The sequence below is a fragment of the Bradyrhizobium sp. Ken64 genome (genome assembly GCF_055807555.1).
This window is the reverse complement of the sequence record NZ_JBVVPA010000030.1, coordinates 1-25,898: the sequence shown is the minus strand read 5'-3', so window position 1 is coordinate 25,898 and position 25,898 is coordinate 1. Positions and strand designations below refer to the sequence as shown.

The window sequence follows — 25,898 nt, the reverse complement described above, 5'->3', positions numbered from 1 at the left end:
TCGTCGCAGCGAGAATAGAACAAAGGACGGATGCAATGCCTGGGATCAATCGGGACGGCGTCGAAATCTACTACGAGGTTCATGGCGAAGGTCCACCGCTGCTGCTGACCCACGGCTATTCCTCGACCTCGGCGATGTGGCATGGGCAGGTCGAGGCGCTTGCCAGGGATCACAAGCTGATCTTGTGGGACATGCGCGGTCACGGCCAGTCTGATTATCCCGACGATCCCGCCGCCTACAGCGAAGCGCTCGCGGTCGGCGACATGGCGGCGATCCTCGATGCGGTCGGCACTGAGCGCGCCATCATCGGCGGGCTGTCGCTCGGCGGCTACATGTCGCTCGCCTTCGCTCGCGCGCATCCAAAGCGCGTCCGCGCGCTGCTGATCATCGACACCGGCCCCGGCTTCAAGAAGGACGACGCACGCGAGGCCTGGAACGCGCGGGCGCTCGCCACTGCCGACAAGTTCGATCGCGAAGGGCTCGACGTGCTGAAGGCGGCGACGCGCGAGCGCGCCACCGCGAGCCATCGCAATGCCAGGGGATTGGCGCTCGCCGCACGCGGCATGCTGACCCAGCGCGATGCGAAGGTGATCGAGCTGCTGCCGGAGATCAAGGTGCCCAGCCTGATCGTGGTCGGCGCCGACGACACGCCGTTCCTCGCTGCGTCGGACTACATGGCGGCGAAAATTCCCGGCGCACAAAAAATCGTGATCCCCGCGGCCGGACACGCCGTCAACATCGATCAGCCGCAGGCTTTTGTTGACGCGGTGCTGCCTTTCCTGAAGAACTTGCCGGAATAGGACGATCTGACGGGAACACAGGCAATGAAGCGAGCGATGTTGGCTGCGGGCGCGGTGTTGCTGTCAGTATCCGCGCAAGCCGAGCCGTTCGGCGGGACACCGCCCCGCCTGCCCTTCGTCGCGACCTTGTCGAACAACACGCCGCTCGCTTTCGGCATGGATGCCGGGCAAACCGCGCGGGCGCTGGGGCAACCGTTGCAATATGTGCGCGGACGTCCCGGCAACGAGATCTATCTCGCGCTTCGCGACATCGGCGGCAGCGGACTGATCCCGTACCGTCACCGCCTGTTCCTGCAATTCCGTCATGGCCGGCTGGCGGGATGGAAGGAGGATTACGGCGAGAACTGGATGTGGGAGTGAGAGCGGGCGCACAAGCGCATCCCCTCATCCTGAGGAGCTTGCAAAGCAATCGTCTCGAAGGATGAAGGTTACGCTGCTGCATCTCGGCCTCTATCCTTCGAGACGCGCGCGAAGGGCGCGCTCCTCAGGATGAGGGGTGAGATTAGAGTTCGTAATAACAAGAAGGACAACCCGCGTGGGACAAGACATCAAGCTGACGGCCTCCGACAATTTCCAGCTCGGTGCCTATCGCGCTGACCCCGCGGGGACGGCGAAGGGCGCGGTGGTGGTGATCCAGGAAATTTTTGGGGTCAACCATCACATCCGCTCGGTCTGCGATCGCCTCGCCGGGGAAGGCTATGTCGCGATCGCCCCGTCGATCTTCGACCGGACCTCGCCGGGCTTCGAGTCCGGCTACACGCCCGACGAGATCGCGGAAGCGCGCAAGTTCGTTGCCAATCCGGATTGGGACGCGATGCTGCGCGACACGCAGGCGGCGATCGATGCGGTGAAGAGCGTCGGCCCAGTCGGCATCATCGGCTTTTGCCTGGGCGGCAGCGTCGCCTTCGTCGCGGCGACGCGGCTGTCCGGCCTGAAGGCCGCGATCGGCTATTACGGCGGCGCCGTCATGCGCTTCGCCGACGAAACACCCAAAGTGCCGACGCAGCTGCATTTTGGCGAGAAGGATGCCGGCATTCCCCAGACCGACGTCGAAACCATCAAGGCGAAACGTCCCGATGTCGAGGTCTTCGTCTATCCGGGCGCCCAGCACGGCTTCCATTGCGACGAGCGGGCGAGCTACGACAAGGCCAGCGCCGACATCGCCTGGCCGCGCAGCATGGAATTTTTCGCCAGGCATTTAAAATAGCCGGCCGTCATGCGCGGGCTTGACCCGGGCATCCATCAGGCGAAGCTTTTCGTCGATTGATGGATTGCCGGGTCAGGCCCGCAATGACACCTCAGCAGGAATCGGGTGGCTGCATCCTGCTGCCCGGCGATAGAGCTGGCCGATCAAGCCAACTCACGCCGGGAGATCGTCATGCAGCAGGCCAATACGAACATCGTCATCCGCAATCCGTTCGGCACCATGGACGTGCCCGCGCCGGATGATCGCGACGTCATGGATTATGCCGCAATCGCCACGCTTGCCGGCGATGCCGCCGACCTCAACGCGGCGGCTTGGGCAAAAATCGCGGCACGGTCAGACCCGCTCGACGGTATCTGGGCCAGCCGCTGGAATGGCGGCGCAGATCCGACCATTGCCGGCGATACGCCGCAAGCCTGGAAAGAAGGACGCGCGGAAGTGCGGGTCGCAGGCGGACGCATCTATCTGCGCTTCGATTGGGATCACGGCCGACGGCACGGGCTGATCGATGCTGCGCGCGAGGGCGCGCGCCTGGTGGGGAAATACATCAACCTAACCAATCCCGCGATCACGCGGCCATGGATCGGGCGCGTGGTCGATGCCGCGCGCATCGACGGATGTTTTCCGAACGGGCGGCTGGATTTCAGAAGGTGAGCTAGAACCAGCGTTCGCCGACGAACACGGTGTCGCCGGGGCTCAAGGGGGTGCCGAGTGGCACCACGGCGCGCATGGCGCCGCCGGCTTCGGTGTGCGTGACGGTGACCACGTCGCGCTTGGCGCGGGGCGAGAAGCCGCCGGCGATCGCGACGGCGCTTTCGACCGTCATGTTCGGCACGTAAGGATACTGGCCAGGCGCGGAGACTTCGCCGAGAATGAAGAACGGGCGATAGGCCTCGATCTCGACGGCGACGGAGGGCTCGCGGATGTAGCCGTTGCGCAGCCGTGCGGCGATCTCGCCGGCAAGGCCCGCCGGCGTGCGGCCGCGTGCCGGCACGCCGCCGATCAGCGGCATGGTGATGGAGCCGCCGGCGTCGATCGCGTAGCTGTTGGTGAGACCTTCCTGGCCGTAGACCACGACGCGCAGCCTGTCGCCGGCATCGAGATGGTAAGAGGCGTCATAGCGAACAGGCGCCGCCATCGGCGCGGCATAACCGACCGGCATGGGCGCCGGCGAGGAGGCAAAGGAATTGCTGAGCGCTGCGATGGCGCCGCCGCCGCTGCCGACGACGACCGGCTGCGGCGCGTTGTACGGCTGGCCATAGGCCATCGAATCGAGATCGGCGCGCGGCTGCACATAGGCGACGGGACCAGCGGTTTGCATGCAGCCGCCAAGGGTCAGCGCGGCGGACGCTGCCAAGGACGCTGCCAACTTCGACCATCGAAACGCGCGTGCAACCGGCACCGGACCTATCCCTCGAAACGAGACAGATCCAGTGATGCACCGGTTATGGTTAATAAAGCGTTGAGGGGGCGGGTGGCGCCACAGCGGCGTGAGCAAAGGGGCAAGGTGCGCTCCCTCTCCCGCTTGCGGGAGAGGGTTGGGGAGAGGGTGTCTCCGCACAGGGACGGTCCCCCAGAGGATAGAACCCTCACCCGGCGCTATGCGCCGACCTCTCCCGCAAGCGGGAGAGGTACACCACCTTCGTGGTTAGCTTACGCGCTCACACCCGCGCCGATCGGGCAGGACACGCCGGTGCCGCCCAGGCCACAATAGCCGGCGGGATTCTTGGCCAGATATTGCTGATGATAGTCCTCGGCAAAGTAGAATTCGCCGGCGGGTGCGATCTCGGTGGTGATGGTGCCGAGACCTTTTGCAGCGAGCGCCTTCTGATAGAGCGCTTTCGATTGATCGGCCGCTTTCTTCTGCGCGTCTGAAGTGGTGTAGATCGCGCTTCGATATTGCGTGCCGACGTCGTTGCCCTGACGCATGCCTTGCGTCGGGTTGTGGCTCTCCCAGAACGTCTTCAACAGCTTCTCGTACGACACCTTGTTCGGATCGAACACGACCAGCACCACTTCGGTGTGACCGGTGCGGCCCGAGCAGGTCTCTTCATAGGTCGGGTTCGGCGTGTGGCCGCCAGCATAGCCGACGGCGGTGGCGTAAACGCCCTCGCCGAGCTCCCAGAACTTGCGCTCGGCGCCCCAGAAGCAGCCGAGCCCGAACACGGCCTGCTCGAGACCAGCGGGATAAGGCGGCTGCAACTTCGCGCCGTTGACGAAATGGGTGGTCGCGGTCGGAATGGCTTGCGCACGGCCCGGCAGCGCTTCCGTGGCGCTCGGCAATGCGGTGGTCTTGCGCATGAACAGCATGGACGGATCTCCAAGAACGAGCTGCCCGTCGCCAAGGACAAGCTATTGAGCCAAGGCAATGAGCCAAGCGCTCAGGCGGCGTGCTCGCGATCAGTTGGGAATATAGGTCTTTACGCGCAAAGGGGCAGCCCTGTTACGCCGCGCGCGGCCGCTTCAGTCGCGCGAATTGAAAGCTCAATCCCGGGAATAGCCGATCAGCGGCTTGCGCGGGCGGAACAGGATCATCAGGAGGATGCCGAGAATGCCGAGGACAGCGAAAACCGGCTGATCCAGCACCAGCCGGATCACCGAGGTCCAGAGCCAGGGCGCCTTGGCCTCGACCCAGGTCCGGAATGCCGTCTGGCTGGCCTGATTGATGTCGTTCCAGAACTGGCCGAAGCGGGTGAACCGCAGGGTCTGGTCGGCCACCCAGCGGGCGCCGTCATAGACCATGAAGATGAACCCGCCGGCGAGCAGCAACAGCCCAATCAGTCGGAAAAAGCCGCGGATCATGCCTCACCCTATATAGTCGTCCGATCGGACGACCCTCGGAACGCCGCCAGCCAATACAAGGGAGACGGCAGAAATTCAACCTCTTCAGGGCGTTACGGCACTCATCCCCGCCCTGAGGGGCTGCTTTTGCAGCCCGGGAAAGCGTTGACGGTGCCAAAGACCCTCTCTATAAGGGCGCCAACTGGCGGCGGGCGCAATCCTGCCGCCGCTGTTCTTTGAGCAGATGCAGGCTCCTTGGGCTTAGAGGCTCCTTGAGCTGAGAGGCTCTTGGGCCTCAGAGACCGCCGCAAGGCTGTCGCTCATGTTCCGGGAACAGCCTAGCAACCGAACACCCTAATTCCGAGCGTCGATTACGCGGTCAAGCAAGCCGGCGCTACCCGACCAAGACGCGACCGGTACCCGCAAAGGACATTGAGACCATGGCCAATACCACTTCCGCCAAGAAAGCGACGCGCAAGATCGCCCGCCGCACCGCCGTCAACAAGTCGCGCCGCACCCAGATGCGCGGTGCCGTGCGTAACGTCGAAGAAGCCATCAAGACCGGCGACCGCGCCGCTGCCGTGACGGCGCTGGCGAATGCCGAGCCCGCTTTGATGCGCGCCGCGCAGGGAAACATCATTCATAAGAACAATGCCAGCCGCAAAGTCTCGCGGCTCACCGCGCAGATCGCCAAGCTCGCCAAGTAAGCTCACCAAGTAAGCTCGCGAGTGATCTAGCAGCATTCGTTCGATCGGACGATCCGGTCGCACATCGCATACGTCAAACAGCCCGGCATCACGCCGGGCTTTTTTGTTGCCTGCCATATTCACGCAAGCAGTCACGCACCGAGTGACCTTCGATCGGAGGATTGCGGCGTTTGCACCATGACGTGTCCCGTAGTTTTACCTGCGAACGGTTTTGCAACAGCGGAAACTTCCACCGCGGTGCAAAAGGTCCTTGCGAGGCGGGCTCAAGTTGAATTCGCGGCCCCTGCGAGTTCTGCACACCGTAGTTTCCCCGGATCGCGAGACGCGAGGGAGTTACCCTGTGAAACAAGACTCAAAAAACGATGTCTCGCTAATCACTTATCGACATAGTGAGGGCAAGCATTTGGAAAATTCGCCTGCGCGTCGTGCGCGTGACGCTTTTGTAAAAAATTTTTGGCGGTGGCGGAGAATTGTCACATCAGACGCGGCACCTTCGATTCTGTGCACGAATCCAAAACCTTGCTCTGAAGGCCTGTGCACAACTCCGCGTGGCGTTAACGCAGATCAAGATTTTTGATGCCTCAAGTGTGAATCAATTCCGTTGCGAGTCTTTCCGCATAGTGTATTCCTTAAGACGTCAGCGGCGCCCACGATCTTGAGACCAGCGCGGTATCGGAAACGGGGCGAGCGTGCAAATCGGCGGCGGTGTGCACGTAGGCGGCGCTTCAACAAGCGATGTCGGTTCAAAACCCACAGCAATGTGGGAACGGTAGCTCTTTGTCTGAATGTCTCCAAGCGGGATCTTTCTCTCGCGCTTAAGAGACGTCTTGAAAGCTGCCCCGACATGCATGATGGCGAAGCCGAGCGGACGACGAGTACACGGGCAGGCATCCGATGACGACGCGGGTGTCGTTTGGACACGCAGGACCTTGTCGCGAGCAATCACGGCAGGACGGGGAGGTATCATGTCTTACGAACTCAACGCGGTATTGAAACACATTTCGACTTCCAGCATTTCGACTTCCAGCGATGCCGTTTTAGATTCGTCGGACACCAAGCCTCCCGCGTGTCACGGAGCGCCGAGTACGCGCTGACCTCGCGACCCCTCCATCTCTAGACATTGCTGATCGGACGCGGCGTTTCCGCCGAACGGTCCAGCCATGCCTGCAGGTGAAATCGCTTGAGGTCGCGCCATTGCCAACATCCCTGGACAGGTATCCCTGGCAGGAACTCTGCATGGCGCTCACCACGCAACCTTATCTCTCAAGAAAAGTTCTCAAATGATGACAACCCCGGAACAGGATCGCTGGTCACGCGTGAAGAGTCGGCTGCGCTCGAACGTTGGCGAGGACGTCTATACGAGCTGGTTTGCTCGCATGGATCTGGAAGGCGTCCAGGACGAGAGCGTGCGTCTGTCGGTGCCGACCCGCTTCCTGAAGAGCTGGATCCAGGCCCATTATGCCGAGCGCGTGCTGTCGTGCTGGCAGGCCGAGATGCCCGAAGTCCATCGCATCGATCTCACCGTGCGCTCGGCCGTGCGCCCCGTGGTTCAGCAGAAGGAAGCGCCCGCGCCGGTCGAAACGCGCCGCTCGCCTGCGCCGGAGCTGCGCTCGACCGCGACCGCGCCGGTCTCGGCCAATCATGATGCGCTCGGCGGCTCGCCGCTCGATCCGCGCCTGACGTTTGCGAGCTTCGTCGTCGGCCGTTCCAACACGCTGGCGCATGCAGCTGCGCGTCAGGTCGCCGAGGGTCGTCGCGGCGATGCCGTCATGTTCAATCCGCTCTACATTCATGCGGGCGTCGGGCTCGGCAAGACGCATCTCTTGCAGGCAGTGACCTGGGCCGGCAATTCCGGCAACGAGCGCAAGGTGCTTTATCTCACCGCCGAGAAATTCATGTACGGCTTCGTCGCCGCGCTGAAGACGCAGACGGCGCTCGCCTTCAAGGAAGCGCTGCGCGGCATCGACGTGCTCGTGATCGACGATCTCCAGTTCCTGCAGGGCAAGTCGACCCAGGCCGAGTTCTGCCACACGCTGAACGCGCTGATCGATGCCGGCCGCCAGGTCGTGATCGCGGCCGACCGTCCGCCGTCCGATCTCGAAAGCCTCGACGACCGCGTGCGCTCGCGGCTGGCCGGCGGCCTCGTGGTCGAGATGGCCTCGCTCGGCGAGGAGCTGCGGCACGGAATTCTCAAGTCGCGCGTCGCCGCGGCCCGCGCCCATCATGCCACCTTCGAGGTGCCGGAGGAGGTGCTGACCTATCTGGCCCGCGCCATCACCCATAACGGCCGCGATCTCGAAGGCGCGATCAACCGCCTGCTCGCGCACTCGAAGCTCAACAACCGGCCGGTGACGCTGGAGATGGCGGAGCACGAGGTGCGCGACCTGATCCGGCCGCAGGAACCGAAGCGGATCAAGATCGAGGACATCCAGCGCGTAGTGGCACGGCAGTATAATGTCAGCCGCTCCGACCTCCTGTCCTCGCGCCGGACCGCCAACGTGGTTCGTCCGCGCCAGGTGGCGATGTATCTCGCCAAGACGCTGACCCTGCGATCGCTGCCGGAAATCGGCCGCCGCTTCGGCGGGCGCGACCACACCACGGTGCTGCACGCGGTGCGCAAGATCGAGGCCCTGGTTTCCAAGGACACGGCGCTGTCGGACGAGGTCGAATCGCTCAAGCGCCAGCTTCAGGAATAAGAGCCTAGGCCTTTCCCTTCGCTCCCGCCGCCCCGGCCCTGCCTGGGCGGCGGTCTTGGTCTGCCTGGGCAGCGGCCTTCCTCTGCCTCGGCGGCCCCCGTCTTTGCGGGTAAATCGTGGGGAACCATCGCGCAATCCCTTGAAACGGATGACTTTACGCGCCACCTTGCGCGACCCTGACGGCTTTGGTCATATCGGCTGGATGATCCGGCTTTCCGGGGTCTTCGGTGCCGTGGCGCGCGTCCCGCCGCCCGGCTTTTCCAGATTTGTGTTTCCTTGGGGATCGGGCGAGTAGTGCAATGAAGGTTACGGTCGAACGCGCGCAACTCCTGAAGTCGCTGGGCCACGTCCACCGCGTGGTCGAGCGCCGCAACACGATTCCGATCCTCGGCAACGTGCTTGTTAGGGCCGAGAATACTAAATTGTCGCTGAAGGCGACCGACCTCGACCTCGAGGTCACCGAAACGCTCGCGGCGGAAACCGCGACCGCGGGCTCCACCACCGTGCCGGCGCACATGTTCTACGACATCGTGCGCAAGCTGCCGGATGGTTCGCAGATCGTGCTCGAAGCCGACGGCGACCGCGCCGTGCTGGCGATCCGCGCCGGCCGCTCCCGCTTCACGCTGCAGACCCTGCCGGAGAACGATTTCCCGGATCTCGCCGCCGGCGACATGTCGCATTCGTTCAGCCTCGCCGCCAAGGACGTCAAGCGACTGATCGATCGCACCCAGTTCGCGATCTCCACGGAGGAGACCCGCTATTATCTCAACGGCATCTATCTGCATGCCGCGGGCTCCGCCAAGGCCGCCACCCTGCGCGGCGTCGCCACCGACGGCCACCGCCTCGCCCAGCTCGACCTGGTCCAGCCCAAGGGCGCCGAGGGCATGCCCGGCGTGATCGTGCCGCGCAAGACAGTCGGCGAGGTGCAGCGCCTGATCGAGGACAACGAGGCCGAGGTCACGATCGAGCTGTCGCAGGCCAAGATCCGCTTCACCATCGGCAATGTGGTGCTGACCTCGAAGCTGATCGACGGCACCTTCCCCGATTACGGCCGCGTGATCCCGCAGGGCAACGACAAGGAGCTCGTCGTCGACAAGAAGGATTTCGAGAACGCGGTCGACCGCGTCTCGACGATCTCCAGCGAGCGCGGACGGGCCGTGAAACTCTCGCTGTCGCCGGGCAAGCTGGTGCTGTCGGTGACCAATCCGGATTCCGGCAGCGCGACCGAAGAGCTCGAAGTCGAATACGCCTCCGACGCCCTCGATATCGGCTTCAACTCCCGCTACCTGCTCGACATCGCCGCCCAGATCGAAGGCGACGTCGCAACGCTCCGGCTCGCCGACCCGGGCTCACCGACCTTGGTGCAAGACCGCGACGACAAGAGCGCGCTCTACGTGCTGATGCCGATGCGGGTGTGAGGGACGTGCGCCCTCGCGGACGCCAGGTATTCCCCCATGAATCAAGCGCGATGCACATTATCGCGCCCTCTCCCCTTGCGGGAGAGGGCAGCTCCGCTGTTGGCCAAGGTCTCACTTGGGTGAGGGGTCCTCTCGCGGCACTTCCTATGTGGAGACAACCCCTCACCCGCCGCCGCTGCGCGGCGGCACCCTCTCCCGCAAGGGGAGAGGGAAAGGGCACCGTGCCCCAACAACATTCAGAATGAGCGCCGATGCCGCGCGACCCGCACCATCGGCCGACTGCCAGGCATCTTCGCCAGTTCGCGAAGAACATGCGGCACGAGCCGACGGATGCGGAAGCAGCGATGTGGCGCTTACTGAGGGATCGCCGGCTATCGGCCTACAAATTTCGCCGACAGGCTCCGATCGAGAACTACATTCTCGACTTCGTCTGCTTCGAGAAGCGCCTCGTTATCGAGATCGACGGCAGTCAGCATGCGGAATCGCAACGCGATGCAGCGCGTGATGCGGCTCTCTCCGCAGAGGGTTTCTCGATAGCGCGCTACTGGAACAACGACGTGCTCCAGCAGCCCACTTCTGTATTGGAGGACGTTCTTGCAAAGCTCGCCCTGCGGTAACATACCCCTCACCCGTCGCCTCACTTCGTGAGGCGCCACCCTCTCCCACAGGGGGAGAGGGGAAGAATCGCGGCCACGACGAAGATCTGATGACCCCCTCCCGCATTCATCGCCTGACGCTGACGCATTTTCGCAATTACCGGGCGGCGGGGCTCGAGGCTAAGGCTGACATGGTGGCGCTGGTCGGGCCGAACGGGGCGGGCAAGACCAATTGCATCGAGGCGATCTCGTTCCTGTCGCCGGGACGCGGCCTGCGGCGCGCGACGCTGGACGACGTCGCCGACAACCAGGGCGACGGCTCCTGGGCGGTGTCGGCGCAGGTCGAGGGCGCGCTGGGCCTTGCCACGCTCGGCACCGGCATCGATCCGCCGCGCGCAGATAGCCCGGTCAGCCGGCGCTGCCGCATCGACCGCGAACCGGTCAATTCGGCGGCGTCGTTCGGCGACCACATCCGCATGGTGTGGCTGACGCCGGCGATGGACGGGCTGTTCATGGGCGCGGCGTCCGAGCGGCGGCGTTTCTTCGACCGCCTGGTGCTTGCGATCGACAGCGACCATTCCAGCCGCATCTCCGCGCTCGAACGTTCGCTGCGCTCGCGCAACCGCCTGCTCGAGACGCGTAATTACGACGACCATTGGTGTGACGCGATCGAGCGCGAGACCGCGGAGCTTGCGGTCGCGGTCGCCGCAACCCGCGGCCAGACCGCGGCGCGACTGACCGGCATGCTGAACGTACGCGCGCAGGCCTCCGCCTTTCCCTCGGCGCAGATCGCGCTCGACGGCTGGATGGAGAACGCGCTGCTGACGGAGACCGCGACCTCGGTCGAGGACCGCTACCGCCAGATCCTGCGCGACAACCGTCCGCGTGACGCCATCGCCGGCCGCACCACGGATGGTCCGCATCTCACCGATCTGCAGGTGATCTACGCGCCGAAAAGCATGCCGGCGCGCGATGCCTCGACCGGCGAGCAGAAGGCGTTGCTGATCGGGCTGGTGCTGGCGCATGCGAGCCTGGTCGCCGAGATGACCGGCATCGTGCCGTTGCTGCTGCTCGACGAGGTCGTCGCGCATCTCGACCCGAGCAGGCGCGCGGCGCTGTTCGACGAGCTGCGCAAGCTCGGCGCGCAGGTGTGGCTGACCGGCGCTGACCCCGCCGCCTTCGCCGAGATCGGCGCCGGGGGCGAGATCTTTGACGTCGAAAGCGGACAGGTATCGGCCCGGCGCTAGTCGCCGCCGTTGAACCAGCCCCATTTCCGCCGCGACTAGTTGCCGGAGGCGGCGCCGACGGCGTCGCAGCCGTTTTGCAGTCGCGCAATAACATCACGCGCGAACCCCTGGAGAGTGAGATGCGGACGGCAGGGTCCGGGGCGCAAGCTCCGGCACGATGGCGGGCGTTTGCGTGCGGCCTCATCTTGCTCGCGACGTGCATGCTCGCGGCAAGCGCCGGCGCCTGGATGCCGCATCTCGCGTCGCTGCTTTCGGCCGATCTCACACCGGATCCCGATGCCAGGCTGCCCGCACCAACCCGCTACAGCTTTCGAGGAATCCACACCACCCTGATGCGGGGCGTTGAAGCGCCACTTCGCGTCAAGCTCGAAGCCACCGTGCCCGCCGAGCTCGCCGACGTCCTCGCTTTCTACCGCAGCGAACTCGGAAAGCTCGGCTGGCAGGAGCAGCACGATGACGTCGTCGTCTCCCCCGATCACGTCCAGATCGCGTTCGTCTCTCCGCTCGGGCCGGCCAAGCTGGAGCTCGGCCGCAAGGACGGCAGCACCTTGGTCCATCTCGTGCAGAAGAACTCGGATACTGCAACCAGGGCGAACGTCATGCCCGAACCGGGCCGGGCGAAGCTGGTGCTCAGCAACATCGCCGAGACGGAAGCCGTGCTCGGGATCAACGGGCGGATCATCAAGCGCGCCGCCGGCGCTAACGCCGTATCGCTGGATCTGGCGCCCGGCAAATATTCCTACGAACTGGGCGTGCCCGGTCGTCCGGCCCACACCGACATCCTCACCGTCGCAGCCGGCGACGCCTGGGAGCTCACCGTCGGGCGCGACGGCGAAGCATGGTCGCCGCTCCAGCTGTATTGACTAGTCCGGGAGCTTTGAACCTGCCCGGTTCCTGCCGCGACTTCTGGTCTGAGACCCGCCGACGGTGTCGCAGCCGTTGCAATCGCGCGCGCCAAAGCGCCGCGCGGCATCCTGGAGACGTAACGATGGCGATGATCCCGCGCGGGATGCAAATCCCGGCACGATGGCGGCTGCTTGCATGCGGTCTCTTCCTGATGGCGAGCTGCTCGATCGCGGCCGGTGCCGACGAGGGCATCGTCGACGTCCATGCGCTGCCGCAGCTCGAAGGTGCGATGGAAGACACCTCGCGCCCCGATTCCTATAGCGTCGAATATCGCGTACCGATGCGGCAGGCCGTGACACTGCCCGCGGTCCAAAAGCTCCTGAGCGACAACGGCTGGGTGCCCTATGTGATGCCGCTTGAGGAGAAAAGCAGCCTGCTGAAGTTCAGGAAGGGACGACAGGGCCTTTCCGTGCATTTCACACAGGCCCCCGGCCGGCCGGACCAGTCCGTGGTTTACTACACCACCGACCGGATCTACGGGAACGTGCCGTTTCCGGAAGGCGCAAGCGAGATCGTGTTCGACGGGACCCGACCCTATCTTGGCTGCGTCGCGCCGACGCCGCTCGATGCAACGTCGGATTTCTATGTCAGTCAGATGGCTGCGATCGGCTGGCAGAAGCTCACGTCCGAAACCGCCGCGCGCTGGACGACCAGTCTGGACGAGAGCGTTCCCAACGGCCTGCGCGCGTTCTACGCGCATGCCGATAGCAAGGAGACCGGCTTCTATCAGCAGAAGCCCGTGATGCTGACGCTGACGCGCCGCGACGACGGCCGCACCAATGTCGATATCCGGGTCGCGCCCTTCGCGCTGCCCAGCGAGCTCAAGGCCGATAGCGATCTGGCCGGCCTGCCGCGGCCGGGCCCGACCAAGACGGCCAGGGGTCTCGGCGGCGCGAGCGACAACAAGCGCGAGATGTCAGCCGCCGCGATGGCCGAGCTGCCCGCCGTGCTCGCCTTCTATCACCGCGAGCTTGCCGCGCGCGGTTGGCAGGAGGACGGCAGCGCGCCGCTCGCACCCGGCGACGAGGTCGCGATCAGGATCTCTTCGGCGGAGGAAACCGGCGTGCTGCGGCTCGGCCGCAAATATGATTTCACCATGGTCAGTCTGACCGCGCAGGTGAAAGAATCCGCGCTTGCCGCTCGCGCCAAGGCGAAGAAGGAGGCCGACGACAAGTTCCTTGGGGACGCGTTAGGTGCGGCCAAGCAGCTCATCACCGCCGACGAAGCCAGACGCAAGGTGCAGGCGGCTGCATTGTCCGACGCGCCGCTGAATGCGCTCGCCGACAGCAAGACGCCGGTGCCGCTGCCTGAAAACGCCGAAGGCGTGAAATTCGAGGGCGACGAGGGCAGGCTCGAATTCTCCTCGACATCGAGCGTGAAGGCGCTCACCGCGTTCTACCGCGCATCGCTCAAGCCGGCGGGCTGGAAAGAGCAGCCCTCCGTGATCAATCAGCCGAACATGGCGGTGATGGAGTTCGCAAAGAGCGGCAAATCGATATCGATGACCGTGATGCAGATGGGGCCGAAGGTGAACGTTAGCGCCAACGGCTCCGGTCTGGTCGTCGCCGCGGCGAAGCCCGTCGAGGCCAAATCGACGCAAGCCAAGACGGTCCAGACCAAATCGAAGGAGCCGCTCACGCCCGATCCCGATTCCGCCCTGCCGGTGCCGACGCAGCGCAGCTCGACCGGATTAAGCTCTACGAAATTCCCCGGCAGCGACCAGTCGTTCCGGACCGAGCTCGAAGCCAGCATCCCCGCCGAGCTTGGCGAAGTCCTCGCCTTCTATCGCGCGGAGCTGACCAAACGCGGCTGGCAGGAAAAGACCGACGGCGCGACCGTGACGGCCGAGCGGGCGGAGCTCGCGTTCACCTCGCCGGCAGGGCCGGCCATGCTGAAGCTCGGCCGCGCCAGGGATGAGACGATTGTCAGCCTGGTGCAGCGGAATCCGCAGGCCGCGGCCAAGGCCGACATCATGCCGAAGGCGGGGCAGGCGAGGCTGATGCTCGGCAATATGGGGCCGAAGGAAGCATCGCTGACGATCAACAATCAGACCGTGAAGATCGCGGCCGGCGCCGGCGGTCCGCAATCGCCGAAAGGTCCGATGCTCGATCTGCCGCCCGGCAAGTACCAGTACGCGCTGCGTCTGCCGGGACGCCCCGCTCGCACCGAGACCCTCACGGTGGCCGCCGGCGATGCCTGGGGCCTCCTGGTGGGACCAAGCGGAGATGTGCTGCCGCTTCAGATGTATTGAGCTGCAAGGCCGTTCCGGGGCGTTCCAGATGCCTTGGAACGTCCCTCGTCCCCGCAAAATCCACGCCTTCGAGAGCCCGAAACGGCTTCTCGAACCGCGCTTTTTCCAAGCCGCCGAATCGGCCTTCGAAGGCCTTGAAAATCGGCCGAAAAATCCTAAGTAATCAAGGACTTGCCGGGGGATACTTTGCGCTAGGCGCAATCCGTCTTTCGTGGCACAAATAGCCCGCATATCAGCGCCTTTTGCGCCGCTGATTCGGGCGACATCTCGAAGGCCTCTCATGACTGAACCTGCTCGGCAGACGCCTGCCGAAAACGAACCCTCAAATCCGAGCGATTACGGGGCGGAATCGATCCGCGTGCTCAAGGGTCTCGACGCCGTCCGCAAGCGCCCCGGCATGTATATCGGCGACACCGATGACGGCTCAGGCCTGCATCACATGGTGTACGAGGTCGTCGACAACGCGATCGACGAGGCGCTCGCGGGCCATGCCACGCGCGTGGACGTGATCCTCAATGCCGACAATTCCGTCACCGTGCGTGACGACGGCCGCGGCATTCCCGTCGACATCCACAAGGGCGAAGGCATCTCGGCAGCCGAGGTCATCATGACCCAGCTCCATGCCGGCGGTAAGTTCGACCAGAATTCCTACAAGGTGTCCGGCGGACTGCACGGCGTCGGCGTCTCCGTCGTCAACGCGCTGTCGAGCAAGCTCGGCTTGCGCATCTGGCGCGACAACAAGGAACACTACATCGAATTCGCCCATGGCGATGCGGTCGCGCCGCTCAAGGTGGTCGGCGACGCGCCCGGCAGGCGCGGCACCGAGGTGACGTTCCAAGCCTCGACCGAAACCTTCAAGAACATCGAGTATGATTTCGCCACGCTGGAGCACCGGCTGCGCGAGCTCGCCTTCCTCAACTCCGGCGTCAACATCGCTCTCTCCGACATGCGTCACGCCGTCGAGAAGCGCGAGGAGATGCACTATTCCGGCGGCGTCGAGGAATTCGTCAAATATCTCGACCGCAACAAGAAGGCGATCGTGCCGGCGCCGATCATGGTGCGCGCGGAAGCCAACGGCATCGGTGTCGAGGCCGCCTTGTGGTGGAACGACAGCTACCACGAGAACGTGCTGTGCTTCACCAACAACATCCCGCAGCGCGACGGCGGCACCCATCTCGCCGGTTTCCGCGGCGCGCTGACGCGCCAGGTCAACGGCTATGCCGAGGCCAATGCGAAAAAGGAAAAGATCGCGCTCACCGGCGACGATTGCCGCGAGGGCCTCACCGCCGTGCTGTCGGTGAAGGTGCCGGACCCGAAGTTTTCGTCGCAGACCAAGGACAAGCTGGTGTCCTCGGAAGTGCGTCCCGTGGTCGAGAACGTGCTCAACGAGGCGCTGCAGGCCTGGTTTGAGGAGCATCCCTCCGAAGCCAAGATGATCGTCGGCAAGGTGATCCAGGCGGCGGCAGCCCGCGAAGCCGCGCGAAAGGCGCGCGAGCTGACGCGCAAGAGCCCGCTCTCGGTCTCTTCGCTGCCCGGCAAGCTCGCCGACTGCCAGGAAAAGGACCCGGCCAAGTCCGAGCTCTTCATCGTCGAGGGTGACTCGGCAGGCGGCAGCGCCAAACAGGGCCGCAACCGCGAATTCCAGGCCGTGCTGCCGCTGCGCGGCAAGATCCTCAACGTCGAACGCGTGCGTCCCGACAAGATGCTGCACAGCGAGCAGATCGGCACGCTGATCACCGCGCTCGGCACCGGCATCAGCGACGAGTTCTCGATCGAGAAGCTGCGCTATCACAAGATCATCGTGATGACGGACGCCGACGTCGACGGCGCCCACATCCGCACGCTGCTGCTCACTTTCTTCTACCGGCAGATGCGCGAGATCATCGACGGCGGCTATCTCTACATCGCCCAGCCGCCGCTCTATAAGGTCAACCGCGGCAAGTCCGAGCAATATCTGAAGGACGAGCGGGCGCTGGAAGATTATCTGATCGATACCGGACTCGACGACTGCGTCTACATTCCCGGCACCGGCGGCGATCGCACCGGCCGCGACCTGCGCTCGCTGGTCGACGACGCCCGCGCCGTCCGCGGCGTCCTGCGCAGCCTGCACACCCGCTACAATCGCAAGGTGATCGAGCAGGCTGCCATCACCGGCGTGCTCAACAAGGCGATCTACGGCGATCCGGAGAAGGCCGCCGCGGCCGCGCAATACATCGCCGCCCGCCTCGACACCCTCGCCGACGAGGTCGAGCGCGGCTGGATCGGTCAATACGTCGAAGGCCATGGTTTCCAGTTCGAGCGCACGGTGCGCGGCGTCAAGGACGTCGCCCTCATCGACGACGCGTTCCTGGGCTCAGTCGAAGCCCGCAAGCTCGACGAGTACACGGTCAAGCTCCAGGACGTTTATGCCCGCCCCGGCAAGCTGCGGCGCAAGGACACCGAGCACATGGTTTACGGCCCGGTCGATCTGTTCGAAGCCGTCACCGACGCCGGCCGCAAGGGCGTCTCGCTGCAGCGCTACAAAGGGCTGGGCGAGATGAACCCGGAGCAGCTCTGGCAGACGACGCTGGATATCAATGCGCGATCACTGCTCCAGGTGAAGGTCAAGGAGGTCGACGAGGCCGACGACATCTTCACCAAGCTGATGGGCGACGTGGTCGAGCCGCGCCGCGACTTCATCCAGGAACATTCGCTGAGCGCGACGATCGATATTTGAGATCGTTCGCGCGCCGGCGATCTTGTTGGGGCCCATCCTTCGAGACGCCCGCTTTGGCGGGCTCCTCAGGATGAGGTCTCGTTTCGCGGCGAAACTCTAAACCCTCATGGTGAGGAGCGCCGCCTGCGGCGCGTCTCGAACCACGAGGCCGAGCTGCCAGGAGCTTGTGCTCGGGCCATCCTCTGAACCTCACCACCCGCCATCGCGACGAAGTGGCATGAACCCGCGAGGCCTGTTCCGGCCGGGAAGCGCCACGCCATGACCAGCTCCGTAGCAACCAGTTCCGCTGTACCATCTCGCCGTTTGGGCATCATCGGCAGCATTGTCGGCATGCTGGCGCTGATGGCGGCGGTGTTGCCGCATTGGATCGTGCCGATCGTGTTTCCGCCGGCACCGACGGACCAAGTCATCGTCGACACCGGACACCGCATCAGAGACCGCGTGATCGCGCGGGTGAAGGGCATGGAGTATCAGGCTCCGAAGGTCGAGAAATCGGCTGGACGAAGCTGGAGCGAAGCCTCCTCGGTCACGGCGATCTCGCTCGGCCTGCTCGCGATCCTGCTCTCGGTCCTTGCGCTCATTTTTCGGGAGGAACGGCTCCTCGCCGCCGTGGCGGCCACGCTCGGCACCGGCGCCGTCACGATCGAAATCTCCTTTGTCGTGATCGGCGCGCTGATCCTGATCGCGATCCTTTATGTGGTGGCGAATATCATCGGGTTGTTTTAAGTCCCGCCGGACAGGCTCGAGCCGCGGCCGGCGCAATTGCTACCGCGCTCAATTCTCTGTAGTTTCCGGCTCGAAAACCCGCCCGCCCCACCCAACAGGACAGCGAGAACCCCGTGGCGCCCATCCAGTACATCGTCGAGGGCGGTCACCGGCTCTCGGGCTCGATCGAGCCGTCCGGCAACAAGAATGCCGCGCTGCCGATCATCGCGGCAGCCTTGCTCACCGAGCATCCGGTGACGCTGGAAAACGTGCCGCGGATCCGCGACACCGAGACGCTGGTCGAACTGATCCGCTCGGTCGGCGCGGCGGCGGAATGGACCGCCCGCAACACGCTTCATATTCACGCCAAGAGCATCCGCGCCGCCGATCTCGATCCTGAGCTATGCGTGCGCATCCGCGCCTCGATCCTGCTCGCGGGCCCCCTGCTCGCCCGCTGCGGCGAAGTGATGCTGCCGCCCCCCGGCGGCGACGTCATCGGCCGCCGAAGGCTCGACACGCATGTGCTCGCGCTGGAGCAATTGGGAGCCAAGGTCACCGCCACCGACCGGCTCGAATTCCGCGCTTCCAAACTGACCGGCGCCGACGTGTTCCTGGACGAGCCCAGCGTGACCGCGACCGAGAACGCGCTGGTCGCAGCCGTCGCCGCCGAAGGCACCACCTATTTGCGCAACGCCGCGTCCGAGCCGCATGTGCAGGACCTCGCCAATTTCCTGGTCGCGCTCGGAGCTGAGATCGAGGGCATCGGCACCAACACCATGATCGTGCATGGCCCGGCGACGCTGGGCGGTGCGACCTACCGGATCCAGCCCGACCATATCGAGGTCGGCTCGCTGATCGGGCTTGCCGCCGTAACGCGTTCGCCGCTTCGCATCGTGCGCGCCGGCGTCGAGCATCTGCGCTCGATCCGGATGGGGTTCGAGCGGCTCGGCATCGTCTGCCGCATCGAAGGCGACGATCTCATCGTGCCCTCGAACCAGACGCTGAAGATCCAGGACGATTTTGGTGGCCACGTGCCGAAGCTGGAAGACCAGCCCTGGCCGGCCTTCCCCGCCGACCTGATGTCGATCGCGATCGTCACCGCCACGCAATGCGAGGGCGTGATCCTGATGTTCGAGAAGATGTTCGAATCGCGGATGTTCTTCGTCGACAAGCTGATCGCGATGGGCGCGCGCATCGTGCTGTGCGACCCGCATCGCGCCATCATCGCCGGTCCAAGCCGGCTGCACGGCGCGACGATGACCTCACCCGACATTCGCGCCGGAATGGCCATGCTGCTCGCGGCCGTCTGCGCGGAAGGCACCTCCACGATCAACAACGCCGACCAGATCGAGCGCGGCTACGAGCGCATCGACGAACGGCTGAATGCGCTCGGCGCGAAGATCCGACGCGTGCCCGAGCGGAAGGGGTGAGGCGGTAGCTTTCACCTCGCCCCGCTTGCGGGGAGAGGTCGGAATTTGCGCAGCAAATTCCGGGTGAGGGGGAGCCTCCGCGAGTCCGACTGTCACTGTTTTTGCGGAAGCAGCCCCTCACCCCGACCCTCTCCCCGTAAGAACGGGGAGAGGGAGAGAACGACCAAGCCATGTTTTCGTCGCCCGGCTGTGCTATTGACCCGCCATGCTCGACACCGTTCAGCCTCGTACGCAGCCGCAAGCCGGTGTGCCGCCAAATCTTCTCGCCGACGAGTTCGTCGCGACGCTGCGGCTGGCCGTGCCGATGATGCTGACGCAGCTCGGGCAGATCGCGATGATCACGACCGATCTCGCGCTGATCGGGCGGCTCGGCGAGAGCGCGGTCGCGGCAGCAGCACTCGCGCATACGGTCTATTTCGTCAGCTTCACGTTCGGGCTCGGATTGATGGCGGCGGTGTCGCCGCTGGTCGCGCAAGCCTTCGGCGCCGGCGACGTCAGGCGCGTCCGCCGCTCCTTGCGCGTCGGCTTGTGGGTCGCGTTGCTGATCTCGTTGCCGATGATGGCCTCGCCGCTCTATGGCGAGCACATCCTGGTCGCGCTCGGTCAGGCGCCGCACTCGGCAGCGCTCGCCCAGCGCTATCTGAATGGCCTCGCCTGGGGCATTGCGCCGGCGCTCGGCTTCATCGCGCTGCGCAGCATGATGAGCGCGGTGAACCGGCCGCAGGCCCCGCTGTGGATCACGCTCGCGGCGATCCCCGTCAATGCCGCGCTGGTGTACGCCCTGATCCACGGCCTGTTCGGCCTGCCGGAGCTCGGCCTGTTCGGCGCGGGGCTTGCGACCACGCTGGTCAATCTCGGCACGTTCGTCGCCACGCTCGCCATTGCGGGACTGCGCAAGCCGTTCGCGGACTATCGTCCGCTTGCCCATCTCTGGCGGATCGATTGGCCCCTGATGCGCAAACTGATCGCGATCGGCGCCCCGATCTCGTTCTCGCTGCTGCTGGAATATGGCCTGTTCTCTTCGGCGGCGCTGCTGATGGGGTTGATCTCAACCACTGCGCTCGCGGCACATCAGATCGCGCTCCAGGTCACCGCCGTGCTGTTCATGGTCCCGCTCGGCATCGGCATGGCGGCCACCGTGCGGGTCGGCCACGCCTTCGGCCGCGGTGAGCCGCTTGCGGTGAAGCGCGCAGGTCTCGTCGCCGCCGTGATCGGGATCGCGTTCGTCTCGGCCCTGACCGTCGCGATCATCTTCGGCCGCTATCAGCTCGGACGGCTGTTCTTCGGCGGCGGCGAGGCGAGCAGGGCGACCGTCGAGCTGACCGCGACGCTGCTGCTGGTCGGCGCGACCTTCTTCATCGCCGATGCCATCCAGACCATCATGGGCGGCGCGCTGCGCGGCATCAACGACACCAGGATGACGTTGGTATTCGCCGCGATCGGCTATTGGTGCGTGGGCTTTCCGATCGCCTGGTGGCTCGCCTTTCACGCCGATCTCGGTGCGGTCGGTGTCTGGATCGGACTGTCGATCGGATCGTTCGTCTATGCCGGACTTCTGATCTTGCGCTTCCGGATGCTGACGCGCAAACTGGCGGGATGAACGGGATCGTCCGCGAAGTCACCCCCGATGTCGACGCCGGCGCGCTGCTGGCCGGCGCGCAATTCATCGATGCCTTTCGCGTGGAGGTCGGCACAGCACCGGTGAATGCCCGCGAGGCCTGCACCAGGATGGTGTTGCACGGACCACGCTGGATCGGTGCACTGACACGCCTGCGCAACATCCTCGTGACGCCGTTCGGCCTGAAGACATCGGGCGAGGGCGCTCCGGCGCCGGGCGGCCTGATCGGCCTGTTTCCGGTGCTAAGTGAAACGCCGGAGCAGCTGGTGGCGGGCTTCGACGATTCTCATCTCGACTTCCGCATCGTGGTCGATGTGGCCGGCGAAGCGGTGCTGCGCCACGTCACCCTGACCACGCTGGTGCGGACCAACAATCTGCTGGGCCGCACCTACCTCGCGTTCATCACGCCCTTCCACAAGCTTGTGGCTCGCAGCATGATGGGGCGGCTCGCGGAGCCGGCCCGATGACGCTCTCCGTCGACCTCTTCTACTCCTTCCGCAGCCCGTTCAGCTATTTGGCGCTGCCCAAGACGCTGAAGCTCGTCGAAGACTACGATCTGGCGGTGAATTTGCGGCCGGTCTATCCGCTCGCAGTCCGTGTGCCCGGGTTTTTCAAGAAGGCCAGCCCGAACTTCATTCGCTATGTGGTGCTCGACAGCACGCGCGTGGCGCAGCACGAAGGCATTCCGTTCCGCTTTCCAAGGCCCGATCCGATCGTGCAGGACAAGGTGACATTCGATGTCGCGGCGGAGCAGCCCTATATCCACCGCCTGACCCGGCTTGGTGCCAAGGCGCAACTCGAGGGACGCTCGCTCGCATTCACCGACGCGATCGCCCGCGTGCTGTGGGACGGCTCGGTGGCAGGGTGGAACGAAGGCGATCATCTCGCGCGCGCCGCCGACAAGGCCGGCTTCGATCTCGCCGCAATGGATGCCGCAATCACCGCGGACCCGGATCGCTACGAGCAGGTGATCACGGAGAACGAGAAGGACCATGCCGCCTCCGGCCATTGGGGCGTGCCGACCTTCGTATTCGAGAACGAGCCGTTCTTCGGCCAGGACCGCATCGATTTGCTGGTCTGGCGCATGCAGGGCAAGGGGCTGAAAAGGCGTTAGCTCACTCCGCCGCGCGCGCGGGCTTGTCGGCCGCGGCCTCCGACCATTCGCCGACGACGCGATCGAGATCGCAGAGATTCTGGTGCATCTGCTCCAGCGAAAAGCCGAGCGCGAAGAAGCGCTCCGCGGTGTCGCTGGGCTGCCCCCGGATCAGGCCGTCCTGGCGCACAGCGGCAACCGCCTCGGCATAATGCTGGAGCGCGACATGCACGGGATGGATCGGCGGAGCGCCGGCGCCTTCGCGCAAGGCGGCGGCGGCCGAACGCAGGAAGCGCGCGATCACGGTCGAGACTTCCGTCAGCGGTGCGGCGAGCCGCGTCTGCACCTCGGCCGGCAACGGCACCACGGTCGAGCGGCCGATCATCACGACGTCATGGCGCAGCCGCAAGATCGTGCGCAACAACGGGCCGGTGTCCGGCCCGCTCGACAATCGCGCAGAGCGCTCGCGCTCGGCTTCGGCGCCAATGGTATTCATGCCGACCATTGCGGTGCCGATACCGTCCTGAATCCGATGCAGCGCGTCATTGTCCCGGCCGCGCGTCAGGCCCGCGAGCAATTCGGTGAAGGCCTCTGCGATCAGTTCGAGCAGTTTTGCCGCGCTGGCGCGAATTTGCCGCACCGCGCGCGATGGCAGCACCAGGAACGAGACCAGCAGCCCCGTCACCGCGCCGACCGAAACTTCGCTGACCCGATCAATCGCAGAGGCCATGGGATCGGCATGATGCATCGACGGAAGCACGAGCACGATCACGGCCGTCACCGTTGCAGAGCTCAGATTCGGATAGATCGATGCGACAAAGGCAAGCGGCGCCACGGCCAGCACCAGCAGACCCAGCAGGCCCAGTTCGCCCGAATAGGGGATCAGGATCGCGATGGCGCCGCCATAGATCGCGCCGCCGATGGTGCCGAGCATGTAGTCGCGTGTCGCCTTGAGCGAGCGCCCGACGCTCATCTGGGTCACGATGATGGACGTGAGGACGGCCCAGAGCGGCAACAAGAGATGCAGCGCGGTGGCGAGCGCGTAGGCGCCGGTGGCCGCCACCGTGACCCGGATCGCCAGCCCCAATTGGGTCTTTCGCGACCAGACCCTGTCGAACAGCTCTCCTGCGAATGCCATGATCGCGTATCCCGGTCCAACCCTCGTAAGCCAGCCAAAGCATAGCTGATGCCCGCGGCCCCGAGGCCGCTTGAAAGGCCAAATCAGCCCGCCTAACTTGCGCGCCAAAACGAGGAAACACGATGGCTCACGAAACCGCAACGCTCGCCGCCTATGTCGCCAACCTGAAATTCCAGGATATTCCGGCGGAAGTGCAGGATCGGGCAAAAGTGCTGACGCTGGACTTCCTCGGCAGCGCCATCCGGGCCCGCAGCGAAGCGGAATCGACGCCCTCGATCCTGAAGATGCTGGAGGCGCTCGCGCTCGACACCAAGGGCGAATCCACCGTGTTCGGCGACAGCAAGACCTGGACCCCGGCGGTCGCGGCGCTGCTCAACGGCGCGCTCGGCCATTCGCTCGACTTCGACGACACCCATGCGGACTCCTCGCTGCATCCGAGCGCGCCGGTGGTTCCGGCCGCCTTCGCCATCGGCGAAATGGTCGGCGCGTCGGGCCGCGACGTGCTGACCGCGATCGTTGCGGGCTATGAGGTCTGCTGCCGGCTCGGCAACGCGCTCGACCCGACCTCGCATTATGCGCGCGGCTTCCATCCGACCGCCACCGCCGGCACCTATGGCGCAGCGGCGGCCGCCGGCAAGCTGTTCGGCCTCTCCGAGCAACAGCTCATCGCCGCCTTCGGCGTCGCCGGCAGCCAGGCCGCGGGCTCGCTGCAATTCCTGGTCAATGGCGCATGGAACAAGCGCTACCAGGTCGGCGCCGCCGCGATGAACGGCGTGATCGCCGCGACGCTGGCGCGCAACGATTTCGTCGGCGCGACGGAATCGGTCGAGGGCAAGCACGGCCTGCTCGCCGGCTACACCGACGATGCGCATCCCGACAAGGCGGTCGCCGAACTCGGCAGGACCTACGAGACCATGAAGATCGGCGTGAAACCGTATCCGAGCTGCCGCTATACCCACGCCGCGATCGACGCGCTGATCGCGATGCGGCGCGAGCACAATCTGACGCCCGATCAGGTCAAGCGGGTCGAGATCGGACTGCATCGCAACGGCATCACGCTCACCGGCGACGCCGCGACCAAGCGGCACCCGACCTCGATCGTCGGCGGCCAGTTCTCGATGTTCTTCACCGGCGCGCTCGCGCTCGACCAGGGCTCATTTGGCTGGGACGACTACAACCGCCTGGGCGATGCCGCCATCGACGCGCTCGCCGACAAGTTCGACGTGGTGCAGGACGATCGCCTCGAAATCGGCCGCACCCACCCCTTCGGCGCGCGCGTGAGTATCACGACGGACGACGGCGTGCACGAGCGGCTCTACGCCGATCCCTCGGGAGAGCCGACCTCCTTCCCCGATGCCCAGGCCATGCAGCAGAAATTCTTGACGCTGGCCCGCCCGGTGCTGAACGCGCGCGCGGAGAAATTCGCGGACGCGATCATGACGCTGGAGCGGTTCGATCGCGTAGCGAAGGCGACCGAGCTGGGGAGGTAGCAGGCTCTCTCCCCACGAACGCTGCACCCTCGCCCCTTGTGGGAGAGGGTGGCTTCGCGAAAGCGAAGCCGGGTGAGGGGTTCTCTCCGCGGGTCCCACTCTCATTTGGATGCGTGGATAGTGATCTTCCCCCGAAAAAGTGGACGGGTTTAAGCGGCTTTTAGCTCCATTTCGATCGGGGCGATATATCCGATGGCGGAATGGAGCCTGGTTCGGTTGTAGAAGCCCTCGATGAAGGCGAAGATTTCGCGCTGGGCCTCGGCGCGGGTGTTGTAGTCGCGATGATGGACGAGCTCGGTCTTCAAGGTATGGAAGAAGCTCTCCATCGGGGCGTTGTCGTAGCAATCGGCCTTGCGGCTCATGGATGCGGTGATGTTGGCGTCGGTAAGAGCATCGCGATAGGCGCGTGAGGCATACTGCACGCCGCGATCGGAGTGATGGATCAACCCGGCCTGGGGCCGTTGCTGCTGGATCGCCATTTTCAGGGCCGCGGATGCGAGTTCGACCTGCATATGATCCCGCATGGCCCAGCCGACGATCTTCCGGCTGAAGAGATCCATGACGGCAGCAAAGTACAGCCACCCCTCCGCGGTCGGGATGTAGGTGATATCAGCGAGCCAGACCCGGTTTGGCGCATCCGCCGTGAAGTCGCGCGCGATCAGGTTCGGTGCGATCGGCAGGTCGTGGCGGCTGTTGGTGGTGCGCACCCGGCGCGGCGGCGCCATGATGGCGCGGATACCGTGTCGTTGCATCATTCGCTCGACCCGGCCGCGGCTGGTATCGCGTCCCTGCGCCCGCAGGACGGCATGGACGCGGGGGCTGCCGTAGCGGCCGCTGCTGTCCCGATGGACCTGCCGGATCACAGCCAGGAGCGCGGCATTGGATTTTGCCCGCTCGCTCACCGGACGCTCGCGCCAGGCATAATAACCGGCCGGTGAGACCTCGAGCACGGCGCACATCAAGCGGACCGGATAGCTCTCGCGGTGATCCTCGATGAAGCGAAAGCTCATGTCCGGGTTCCGGCGAAGATCGCGATCGACTTCCTAAGAAACAGCCGGATTGGCGTCGCCCGGGATGGCCTGCAACACGAAGCCTAGCGATT

Annotated in this window: 22 protein-coding genes and 1 pseudogene; 18 read left to right on the top strand and 5 right to left on the bottom strand. The window is 65.0% G+C overall.

The features are described 5' to 3' along the window. Positions 1–35 precede the first annotated feature (35 nt). From AC0L2F_RS31785 to AC0L2F_RS31770, 4 genes are all read left to right on the top strand, one after another. Entirely contained in the window at positions 36–800 is a 765-nt protein-coding gene (locus AC0L2F_RS31785) for an alpha/beta fold hydrolase (protein WP_473251078.1), read from the top strand. 24 nt (positions 801–824) lie between these two features. Next, on the top strand, positions 825–1,160 hold the full coding sequence (locus AC0L2F_RS31780) for a hypothetical protein (RefSeq protein ID WP_473251077.1): 336 nt from the start codon (positions 825–827) through the stop codon (positions 1,158–1,160). A gap of 175 nt (positions 1,161–1,335) precedes the next feature. Continuing rightward, entirely contained in the window at positions 1,336–2,007 is a 672-nt protein-coding gene (locus AC0L2F_RS31775) for a dienelactone hydrolase family protein (RefSeq protein WP_473251076.1), read from the top strand. Between the two features lie 171 nt (positions 2,008–2,178). Further along, positions 2,179–2,658: a hypothetical protein gene (locus AC0L2F_RS31770; protein ID WP_007616077.1), complete on the top strand. Its 480-nt coding sequence runs from the start codon at positions 2,179–2,181 to the stop codon at positions 2,656–2,658. Between the two features lies 1 nt (position 2,659). Here the strand turns inward: AC0L2F_RS31770 and AC0L2F_RS31765 are convergent, their stop codons facing one another. From AC0L2F_RS31765 to AC0L2F_RS31755, 3 genes are all read right to left on the bottom strand, one after another. Further along, positions 2,660–3,406, bottom strand: a complete 747-nt coding sequence (locus tag AC0L2F_RS31765; protein ID WP_063996510.1) for a polysaccharide biosynthesis/export family protein — start codon at positions 3,404–3,406, stop codon at positions 2,660–2,662. Positions 3,407–3,657: 251 nt separating this feature from the next. Continuing rightward, complete coding sequence (msrA, locus tag AC0L2F_RS31760; RefSeq protein ID WP_063996511.1) at positions 3,658–4,314, bottom strand: peptide-methionine (S)-S-oxide reductase MsrA; 657 nt, start codon at positions 4,312–4,314, stop codon at positions 3,658–3,660. 174 nt (positions 4,315–4,488) lie between these two features. After that, the gene (locus AC0L2F_RS31755) at positions 4,489–4,806 is read right to left on the bottom strand and encodes a hypothetical protein (protein ID WP_007616084.1); all 318 of its coding nucleotides are present in this window, start codon (positions 4,804–4,806) and stop codon (positions 4,489–4,491) included. A 419-nt stretch (positions 4,807–5,225) separates the two neighbouring features. On the opposite strand from AC0L2F_RS31755, the gene rpsT reads away from it, so the two are divergent. The 13 genes from rpsT to AC0L2F_RS31690 all read left to right on the top strand — a co-directional run bounded on the left by rpsT (position 5,226) and on the right by AC0L2F_RS31690 (position 22,189). Next, positions 5,226–5,492, top strand: coding sequence for a 30S ribosomal protein S20 (gene rpsT / locus AC0L2F_RS31750; RefSeq protein WP_473251075.1), 267 nt, complete (start codon positions 5,226–5,228; stop codon positions 5,490–5,492). Positions 5,493–6,775: 1,283 nt separating this feature from the next. After that, positions 6,776–8,188, top strand: coding sequence for a chromosomal replication initiator protein DnaA (gene dnaA / locus AC0L2F_RS31745; protein ID WP_035974542.1), 1,413 nt, complete (start codon positions 6,776–6,778; stop codon positions 8,186–8,188). A 299-nt stretch (positions 8,189–8,487) separates the two neighbouring features. Then, complete coding sequence (gene dnaN / locus AC0L2F_RS31740) at positions 8,488–9,606, top strand: DNA polymerase III subunit beta (protein ID WP_007603794.1); 1,119 nt, start codon at positions 8,488–8,490, stop codon at positions 9,604–9,606. Positions 9,607–9,857: 251 nt separating this feature from the next. Further along, positions 9,858–10,223, top strand: a complete 366-nt coding sequence (locus AC0L2F_RS31735; RefSeq protein ID WP_473251074.1) for an endonuclease domain-containing protein — start codon at positions 9,858–9,860, stop codon at positions 10,221–10,223. An 89-nt stretch (positions 10,224–10,312) separates the two neighbouring features. Next, positions 10,313–11,449, top strand: a complete 1,137-nt coding sequence (recF, locus tag AC0L2F_RS31730; protein WP_473251073.1) for a DNA replication/repair protein RecF — start codon at positions 10,313–10,315, stop codon at positions 11,447–11,449. A 119-nt stretch (positions 11,450–11,568) separates the two neighbouring features. Continuing rightward, entirely contained in the window at positions 11,569–12,312 is a 744-nt protein-coding gene (locus tag AC0L2F_RS31725) for a hypothetical protein (RefSeq protein WP_473251072.1), read from the top strand. A 125-nt stretch (positions 12,313–12,437) separates the two neighbouring features. Then, complete coding sequence (locus AC0L2F_RS31720) at positions 12,438–14,606, top strand: hypothetical protein (protein ID WP_473251071.1); 2,169 nt, start codon at positions 12,438–12,440, stop codon at positions 14,604–14,606. A 280-nt stretch (positions 14,607–14,886) separates the two neighbouring features. Then, the gene (gyrB, locus tag AC0L2F_RS31715; protein WP_007603802.1) at positions 14,887–17,322 is read left to right on the top strand and encodes a DNA topoisomerase (ATP-hydrolyzing) subunit B; all 2,436 of its coding nucleotides are present in this window, start codon (positions 14,887–14,889) and stop codon (positions 17,320–17,322) included. 258 nt (positions 17,323–17,580) lie between these two features. Further along, positions 17,581–18,048: a hypothetical protein gene (locus AC0L2F_RS31710; protein ID WP_473251070.1), complete on the top strand. Its 468-nt coding sequence runs from the start codon at positions 17,581–17,583 to the stop codon at positions 18,046–18,048. Positions 18,049–18,161: 113 nt separating this feature from the next. Continuing rightward, positions 18,162–19,457 carry a UDP-N-acetylglucosamine 1-carboxyvinyltransferase gene (gene murA, locus AC0L2F_RS31705; protein WP_063992128.1) on the top strand — a complete coding sequence of 432 codons (1,296 nt, stop codon included), beginning with the start codon at positions 18,162–18,164 and terminating at the stop codon, positions 19,455–19,457. 205 nt (positions 19,458–19,662) lie between these two features. Beyond that, positions 19,663–21,057 (top strand): MATE family efflux transporter, encoded by a 1,395-nt coding sequence (locus AC0L2F_RS31700; protein WP_473251069.1) that lies wholly within the window; start codon positions 19,663–19,665, stop codon positions 21,055–21,057. Beyond that, positions 21,054–21,542 carry a DUF2867 domain-containing protein gene (locus AC0L2F_RS31695; protein ID WP_473251068.1) on the top strand — a complete coding sequence of 163 codons (489 nt, stop codon included), beginning with the start codon at positions 21,054–21,056 and terminating at the stop codon, positions 21,540–21,542. The genes AC0L2F_RS31700 and AC0L2F_RS31695 overlap by 4 nt, the downstream gene beginning before the upstream one ends. Then, on the top strand, positions 21,539–22,189 hold the full coding sequence (locus tag AC0L2F_RS31690; RefSeq protein ID WP_063992131.1) for a 2-hydroxychromene-2-carboxylate isomerase: 651 nt from the start codon (positions 21,539–21,541) through the stop codon (positions 22,187–22,189). The genes AC0L2F_RS31695 and AC0L2F_RS31690 overlap by 4 nt, the downstream gene beginning before the upstream one ends. Position 22,190: 1 nt before the next feature. On the opposite strand, the gene AC0L2F_RS31685 is transcribed toward AC0L2F_RS31690, so the two are convergent. Beyond that, positions 22,191–23,306: an FUSC family protein gene (locus AC0L2F_RS31685; protein ID WP_473251067.1), complete on the bottom strand. Its 1,116-nt coding sequence runs from the start codon at positions 23,304–23,306 to the stop codon at positions 22,191–22,193. Between the two features lie 122 nt (positions 23,307–23,428). Here AC0L2F_RS31685 and AC0L2F_RS31680 point away from each other — a divergent pair, with 122 nt between their 5' ends. Then, positions 23,429–24,796, top strand: coding sequence for an MmgE/PrpD family protein (locus tag AC0L2F_RS31680; RefSeq protein WP_473251066.1), 1,368 nt, complete (start codon positions 23,429–23,431; stop codon positions 24,794–24,796). A gap of 149 nt (positions 24,797–24,945) precedes the next feature. On the opposite strand, the pseudogene AC0L2F_RS31675 reads toward AC0L2F_RS31680, so the two are convergent. Next, a pseudogene (locus tag AC0L2F_RS31675) lies at positions 24,946–25,830 on the bottom strand (IS3 family transposase); the annotation flags it as partial. Positions 25,831–25,898: the final 68 nt, after the last annotated feature.